This window comes from Intestinimonas sp. RTP31139st1_F5_RTP31139_211217 (assembly GCF_040226735.1).
In the GTDB taxonomy this organism is placed as follows: domain Bacteria; phylum Bacillota; class Clostridia; order Oscillospirales; family Oscillospiraceae; genus Intestinimonas; species Intestinimonas butyriciproducens.
This window is the reverse complement of sequence record NZ_JBCOAQ010000030.1, coordinates 1-7,373: the sequence shown is the minus strand read 5'-3', so window position 1 is coordinate 7,373 and position 7,373 is coordinate 1. Positions and strand designations below refer to the sequence as shown.

The following is a 7,373-nucleotide window of genomic DNA, read 5'->3' as shown; positions in this document are numbered from 1 at the left end:
CCCCCCGCCCCCGACAAGAGCAGTTGGTACTCCATGGAAGAGGAGGGCAGCAATCTGCTCTGCCAGCTCATGATACGCTCCGCCTCCGGCGCCTGGCAGACCGTGTACAGCAACACAGAGACGGCGCTCGCTGTCGGGCCTCCCGTCGGGTACAACTTCGCCCTGACCTATGACGGCGGTCGCGTCTCCATCCACAAGGACGGGGAGGCGCTGGACATCTATGGCGACGGCGTCTATACGCCGGACAGCCTCTGGGACGTGCCGGGTTACAGCAACCGTCCGGCGGAAGAGGGGGACGGTGACATCCGGGTCTATCTGGCCGCCATTGCCCAGCCGGTCCGCGTCCGGGGCTGTTACAGCAGTCTCTATGAGCTCCAGCAGGGCTTGACCATAGCCCGCTGGTTCTACCTGGGGGAATGCGCCGTGCTCGGCCTCGCCCTTCTTCTGCTGCTCCTGGCCTTTTTATGGCGGGATGCCCGCCGGGAGGCCCGCCTGGCCCTGGCCCGGCGCACGGGACCGGTCTGGTTCGAGTGCAAGGTCCTGGCGGTCGCCGCTCCCCCTTTGCTGGCACCGCTGTTCTGCCTTGGTTTCTTTGCGCGCGCTTTCTTCTCTTATGCAGCCGCTCTGGCCGTAGCAGCGACGTTCTGTCTGGCGTACCCCTGGCTGCTCTATCTGGCGGGCTGTGACCTGCGGCATAATGAGAAGCCCTGGCGCCACAGTCTGTGCTGCGCCCTGGCGGGACGGGTCGGCCGGGCCCTCCGCAAGCTCCGCGCCGCCCTCTCCGCTGCCGAACTCGCCCTTCCCCTTCAGCGCCGCTTCCTCCGGCGGGGGCTCGCGGCGGCGGTCTGTATCCTCCTGCTCAGTATCGCGGCATGGTTTCTCCTATACCTGTTGTTTTATAACGTTCTTTTCTATTATTTTAACTTCTGGCGCCAGCGCTTCTTTTCCCTGCTTCTGGCCACCGCCCTCGTCTTGCTGCTCCTGGCCCCCATGGTCTGGCTTCTGCGCAGGGGCTGGGACCTGCTCCGGCAGCTCGGCCCCTTCACTGCCCGGCTTTCCGCCGTCCGGAGCGGAGACCTGACCGCTCCGCTGGAACTGCCTGCGGACTCCGATCTCCGGCAGGCAGCGGAGGACCTCAATGGTATCCATCAGGGGATGCGTGCCGCCCTGGAGGAGCGGATGAAGAGCGAGCGGATGAAAGTAGAGCTCATCGCCAACGTCTCCCACGATCTCAAGACTCCCCTCACCTCGGTCATCAGCTATGCCGAGCTGCTCCGTGAGGAGGAGGACCTGCCTGAGCATGTGCAGGACTATATCCGCATCCTCAACGACAAAGCCCAGCGGCTCAGCGTCATGGTCCAGGATGTGTTCGAAGTGAGCAAGGCCGCCTCCGGAGAGCTCTCCCTCCACACGGAGCGGTTGGACTTGGGGAAGCTTCTCCGCCAAACGCTGGCCGACATGGACGAGGCGGTCTCCCAGAGCTCCCTTACCTTCCGTACCGAGCTCCCGGAGGCGCCCGTATGGATCACAGCCGACGGAGACCGTCTCTACCGCGTGTTTCAGAACCTTGTCCAGAACGTGCTGGAATACTCGCTGGAGGGCTCCAGAGTCTACGTGACCCTGGATGCGGGCAAAGATGCCGCCACGGTACGCCTCAAAAACATCTCCCGCACAGAGCTTCCCCCCGGCGTGGATTTTACCGCCCGGTTCGTCCGGGGCGACCAGAGCCGCACCGATGGAGGCAGCGGCTTGGGCCTGGCCATCGCCAGCAGTTTCACTGCCGCCTGCGGGGGCGCCCTGCGGGTAAGCACCGACGCCGATCTCTTTACCGTGGAGGTGGAATTCCCCCTGTCCCGGTGAGCTTCCGTCCCGACCCTTCTCCCGCCGCTTCGACCCCTCCGGTGTGGTATTGTGGGGTAACATTCCACGTGAAAGGGAGGAGATATCGTGGCGGATTCCATTGACCGCGCCATTGTAGAGGGGCGCGTCTATCCTTCGGCTTCCGACATTTTGCCCGGAGGCACGGCGGCGGCGGCCCTGCCCGACTGGTCCCTGCTGCGGCTGAGTCCCGGGCTGCTGGCGTTGACCGGCTGGGAGAGCGCCGAGGCCCTCATCCAGGCCTCCGGCGGCGCGCTATACGATCTCTTCTGCCCGGAGGACCGCCCCTGCATCCTCGCCGCGCTGGAATCCCTCCTTGCCTCTGCCGGTCGGATCAAGGCGGAATACCGCCTGCTCCGGCGGAGTCTTCCCCCCCTCTGGGTCACGCTGTGCGCCGGTCTGGTGGACACGGAGGCGCTGGGGGTACATCTGGAGTGCTTTCTTCTGGATCTCAGCGACCTGCGGCGGGCGGAGGCGGAGCTCTCCGAGCGCTGCCAAACGCTGACGGAGCAGGCCCGGCGGGAGGCCATGACCGGCCTTCTCAACAAGGACGCCTTTCGCCTGGACGTCCGTACCTACCTTTCCGCCGCCGGGCCGGAGGAGACCTACGCCCTGTTGGTGACCGACCTGGACGACTTCAAACGGTTCAACGACCGCTACGGCCACACCTTTGGGGATCAGGTCCTGCTGGCCTTTGCCGCCATCCTGTCCCGCAGTTTTGGGCCCGGTGCCCTGTGCGGACGGTATGGGGGAGACGAGTTTGTGGTCTTTCTGCCCGGGACCGCTCCCCGGGCCGCTGAGGAGGCCCTTCACGGGCTCTACCGCAACCTGAAGTGCCGCCGGAAGGGGGACCCCATGTTCCAGTGCAGCGTCGGCGCCGCCTGCGGTAAGGGGCCGGCAGAATACAGCCGGCTCTTTGACCGGGCGGACGCCGCCCTCTACCGGGCCAAACGTGCGGGCAAAAACCGGTTCCAGATGGATCGTGGGGGGCTATGAAAACCGGCGCGGGTGTGATATACTGCTGCCAGAATACGCCGCGGGGCCCTCATCCGCGGCGGAACGGAGGCATCCCTATGGAATTTCGATATGAGGCCGAGCGCATTTATCTCACCGACGATCACGGACGCATGGCCGCAGAGATCACGTTTCACCAGCGGTCCGACCGGGCCATGTCCATCGATCACACCTATGTCTCCCCTGAGCTCCAGGGGAGGGGCGTCGCCGCGGACCTGGTCAAAGCCGCCGCGGACCGTTTCCGCGCCAGAGGTCTCAAGGCCGTTCCCGTGTGTTCTTACGCGGTGAAATGGTTTGCGCAGCACCCCGAGGAACAGGACCTGCTCAAAAACCCGAGCGTCTGAAAGTCCCTGCCGCATTTATCCCGGCGCCCCGAACAGGGGCGGCCCAGCCTGCCGAAAAACTTTTTCGGCAGGCTGCTGTGCTTTCTTCAACCTAAGCAGTCTGAAAAGTTGCCTTATTCACCGTCAAATGGCGCTCCCGGTGCTTTTTCTCTCACAGATTTCCCCTTCCAAGCCTTTTCAGAAGAGGGTGCCGGACGGACCCGGCTTTCTTGTATTTCCTGACCGGCAGTGCTAAAATAAAGGTATCTTTTTTGAATGGAGGAGACTCTACACATGAAGCACGGCAAGAAACTGCTCTCCGTCCTGCTGGCCCTGGTCATGGTGCTGGCGCTGCTGCCCTCCGCGGCCTTTGCCGCCGAAGGGGAAAAGCACATCACCATCCTGGGCACCTCGGATATGCACGGCAATATCTGGGGCTTCAGCTACGAGGACAGCAAGGAGACCGACAACAACGGCATGGCCCGCCTGTACACCTATATCCAACAGGTGCGCGCCGAGAACCCGAACACCATCCTCATCGACGCCGGGGATGACATTCAGGGCACCATTATGACCGACGACATCTACAACAAGATTCCCGAAGAGCCCCACCCCGTCGTGGCCGCCATGAACTACATGGGCTATGACGCCATGACCCTGGGCAACCATGAGTTCAACTGGGGCATCGACACCATGCAGAAGATCCTTTCTCAGGCACAGTTCCCCGTCCTGGCCGCCAATGTCAAGGACACCTCCGGCGGCTTTGTCACCGGCGCGGGCTGGACCATTGTGGAGAAGGACGGCGTGAAGGTAGCCGTCATCGGCGTGGTCACCCCCGACGTGCCCATCTGGGACGGTGGCAAGGAGGGCGTGGAGGCCTGTACCTACGAGGCCGCCAATACCGCCGTCAAGAATGCCATCGCCGAGATCGGCGACGGCGCCGACGTGATCGTGGTCTCCGCCCACATGGGCATGTATGCCGAGTTCGATGAAGACGGCGGTTCTGATTCCGCCCAGAAGATCCTGGACGATAACCCCGAGATTGATGTGCTCCAGGTGGCCCACAACCATGTGGTGGTCAGTGAGACGCAGGGCGATACCGTCATCGGCGGCGTGCGCAACGGCGGCCGTGACATCGCCCGCTTTGACCTCACGCTGGATCAGAACAACCATGTCACCGACGCCACGGTGGAGATCGTGGACATGACCGGCGTAACCCCCAGCCAGGCCCTCCGCGACATCGAGCTGGTGAAGGAGTCCCACCAGAAGACCATCGACTTCATCACCGGCGGCGGCTCCGGCGAGGACGGAGAGGGCGGCGCAGCCCTGGGTTCCACCACCGCCAAGTTCCAGCCCGTGGACGAAATCGCCGGTCTGCCTGAGGGGAAGCTCCAGGATACCGCCGTGATGGACCTCATCAACAAGGTCCAACTGGAGAATTCCGGCGCCGATGTCTCCGCCGCCGCCCTCTTCAAGGACACCAGCGATCTGCCCGAGGGCGACATCAATTACGGCAATATCTTCGACATCTACAAGTTCGACAACACTCTCTATCGTGTCACCGTCACCGGCAAGGAGCTCAAAGGGTACATGGAATGGGCCGCCGCGTGCTACAACCAGTGGGTGCCCGGGGACATCAACATCTCCTTCGATCCCGAGTATCCCGGCTATCTCTATGACATGTTCGCCGGTGTGGACTATGAGATCGACCTGAGTCAGCCCAAGGGCGAGCGCATCAAAAACGTCATGTTCAAGGGCGCGCCCCTCCAGGACGACCAGACTCTGACCCTGGCGGTGAACAACTACCGTTATTCCTCCGCCCTGAAGGCGCAGAACCTCATCGCAGGCAAGAAGGAGTGGGAATCCTCCAACTCCATCCGCGATATGATCGTGGCCTATCTGGCCGAGCACGCCCCCATCTCTCCCGAGGTGGACAACAACTGGAAGATCGTGGGTGTAGATCTGAGCCTGGACGACCCCCGCCGCCAGGAGATCATCGACCTGGTGAACGCCGGACGGCTGGATACCCCCTACGACAAGAGCTATAATCTGGCCGATTACGACGCCATCATCGCCAGCACCGCGCCCGCCGGCAATGTTGCGGTGAACGGCACTGTAGTGGGTTCCGCCTTTACCTACCAAATCGACGACGGCGCCGTCTACTACCGTCTCCGCGATCTGGCCTTTGCCCTGAAGGACACCTCCGTTGCCTTCAATGTAGAGTGGAACGGCCAGATGGTGGTCATCACCAAGGGCGCGGCCTATACGGCCGAGCCTATCCAGGACTCTCCTATGAGCCCTGCCTTCATGGAAACCACCCTCTCCGTCTTGGCTGATGGCCAGGTGGAGGTCGCCGCCGCCCTCATGTCCCCCGGTTATCACTGTATCACCGCTGAGGGTCTGGCCGCCCTGCTGGGACTCTCTGTCACCGAAGCCGACGGCGTACTCACCATTACCACCGCCTGACGTCCGCCTCCTCCGGCCCCGCGGCCGGGCGGCCCCGGAGGCATCCCCCATGGCTAGCACCGCATTTTCAGCGGCCCGCCTTTGGAGAGGCGGGCCGCTTTTTTGTCCATTTCGCAGTATGCCGCGCTCTTCCCTTTTCCGCTTTGCTGTGCTACAATATCGCAAAGGAGTTGAAGCGTATGATCCGACATATGATCTTCTGGAATCTGGCCGAGGAAAACGCCGACCGGGTCGAAACCGAGCGCTTTCTCAAGGAGACCTTCGCCGCCATGGTGGGGGCCGTCCCCGGCCTGCGCGCGGCCCACATCGGCTTTGACCAGGGGCTTGGCACCCACGGCGTGGGCCTCTCCTGCGACCTGGACAGCATGGAGGCCCTGGCCGCCTACCAGGACTACCCCCCTCATGTGGCTTTTAAACGCTGGGCCAAGGTCCATTTGAAAGATCGCTGCTGTGTGGACCTGGAGGTGGCGGAATGAATCTGCCGGAATCCCTCATCCAAATGGGCTCCAAGCGCAATATTATGCGTGAGATCCGGGAATACGGCCTTCTCCGTGCCCGGGAGGTGGGCGCGGAGAAGGTGCTGGACTTCTCCCTGGGTAATCCCAGTGTGGAACCGCCCCGACGGGTCAACGACTTCATTCGGGAGCTGCTCAGCGGCCCGGAGGCCGCCTCCGTCCATGGCTATACCACCGCCCAGGGAGAGCTGGGCGTCCGGGAAAAGCTGGCGGCCTCCCTCACCCGCCGCTTCGGAGGGCCCTATGACGCCGGGGACCTCTACCTCACGGTGGGCGCGGCGGCGGCCCTGTGCTGCTGCTTCCGGGCCTTAGCCTGCCCCGGAGACCAGTTCATCCTCCTGGCCCCCTTCTTCACCGAGTATACCTACTTCATCACCGGAAACGGCGGAGAGCCGGTGGTGGTCCCGCCGGACTACGCCACCTTTCAGCCCGACCTGGGCGCCCTGGAGCGGGCCATCACCTCCCACACCAAAGCGGTAGTGGTGAATTCCCCCAACAATCCCTCCGGCGTGGTCTATACCGCCGAGACCCTGAGCGCTATGGCGGAGCTTCTGCGCCGAAAGGCCGCTGAATACGGCCACCCCATCTATCTCATCTCCGATGAGCCCTACCGCGAGATCGTCTTCGAGGGCTTTTCCGTCCCCTGGCTCCCGGACTTCTACGACGACACGCTGGTGTGCTACTCCTACAGCAAATCTCTCTCCCTGCCCGGCGAGCGGATCGGCTATATCCTGATCGGCAAGCCGGTGGCGGACCGGGAGGCCCTGTATGCCGCCATCTGCGGCGCGGGCCGGGTGCTGGGCTACGTCAACGCCCCCAGCCTCTTCCAGCGGGTGGCCGCCGAGTGCGACGGACTCACCGCCGACCTCACCGTCTACCAGACCAATCGGGACCTCCTCTATCACGGCCTCACCGAGCTGGGCTACACCTGCGTGGAGCCCGGCGGCACCTTCTACCTGATGGTCAAATCTCCGGAGCCCGACGCCGCCGCCTTCTGTGAACGGGCCAAACGCTACGACCTTCTCTTCCCCCCCACCGACGACTTCCACTGTCCCGGCTGGTGCCGCATCGCCTTCTGCACCGCCACTGAAACGGTGCAAAAAGCCCTCCCCCTTTTCAAAAAGCTGGCGGCAGAGTACGGCCTGAACTGACAAGCAGCGGCCCGCGTTCCAAGAGG

General features: G+C 63.3%; 6 protein-coding genes. All 6 read left to right on the top strand.

What is annotated here, in order from left to right:
* Positions 1 to 1,860: sensor histidine kinase (locus ABUA09_RS14375; protein ID WP_349949444.1), on the top strand; the 1,860-nt coding region annotated here is incomplete at its 5' end.
* Between the two features lie 87 nt (positions 1,861 to 1,947).
* On the top strand, positions 1,948 to 2,874 hold the full coding sequence (locus ABUA09_RS14370) for a GGDEF domain-containing protein (RefSeq protein WP_349949443.1): 927 nt from the start codon (positions 1,948 to 1,950) through the stop codon (positions 2,872 to 2,874).
* Between the two features lie 77 nt (positions 2,875 to 2,951).
* On the top strand, positions 2,952 to 3,236 hold the full coding sequence (locus tag ABUA09_RS14365) for a GNAT family N-acetyltransferase (protein ID WP_033118132.1): 285 nt from the start codon (positions 2,952 to 2,954) through the stop codon (positions 3,234 to 3,236).
* A gap of 273 nt (positions 3,237 to 3,509) precedes the next feature.
* A complete protein-coding gene (locus ABUA09_RS14360; RefSeq protein ID WP_279204806.1) occupies positions 3,510 to 5,681 on the top strand; it encodes a bifunctional metallophosphatase/5'-nucleotidase in 2,172 nt (723 codons plus the stop codon).
* Between the two features lie 179 nt (positions 5,682 to 5,860).
* Positions 5,861 to 6,157 carry a Dabb family protein gene (locus ABUA09_RS14355; protein ID WP_116722102.1) on the top strand — a complete coding sequence of 99 codons (297 nt, stop codon included), beginning with the start codon at positions 5,861 to 5,863 and terminating at the stop codon, positions 6,155 to 6,157.
* Positions 6,154 to 7,347 carry a pyridoxal phosphate-dependent aminotransferase gene (locus ABUA09_RS14350; RefSeq protein WP_033118129.1) on the top strand — a complete coding sequence of 398 codons (1,194 nt, stop codon included), beginning with the start codon at positions 6,154 to 6,156 and terminating at the stop codon, positions 7,345 to 7,347. The genes ABUA09_RS14355 and ABUA09_RS14350 overlap by 4 nt, the downstream gene beginning before the upstream one ends.
* The last annotated feature ends 26 nt before the right edge of the window (positions 7,348 to 7,373 follow it).

Bases quoted from the DNA above. Each gene is read 5' to 3' on its own strand.
- ABUA09_RS14365 (WP_033118132.1), top strand. From the start codon at position 2,952: ATGGAATTTCGATATGAGGCCGAGCGCATTTATCTCACCGACGATCAC.
- ABUA09_RS14360 (WP_279204806.1), top strand. From the start codon at position 3,510: ATGAAGCACGGCAAGAAACTGCTCTCCGTCCTGCTGGCCCTGGTCATG.
- ABUA09_RS14355 (WP_116722102.1), top strand. From the start codon at position 5,861: ATGATCCGACATATGATCTTCTGGAATCTGGCCGAGGAAAACGCCGAC.
- ABUA09_RS14350 (WP_033118129.1), top strand. From the start codon at position 6,154: ATGAATCTGCCGGAATCCCTCATCCAAATGGGCTCCAAGCGCAATATT.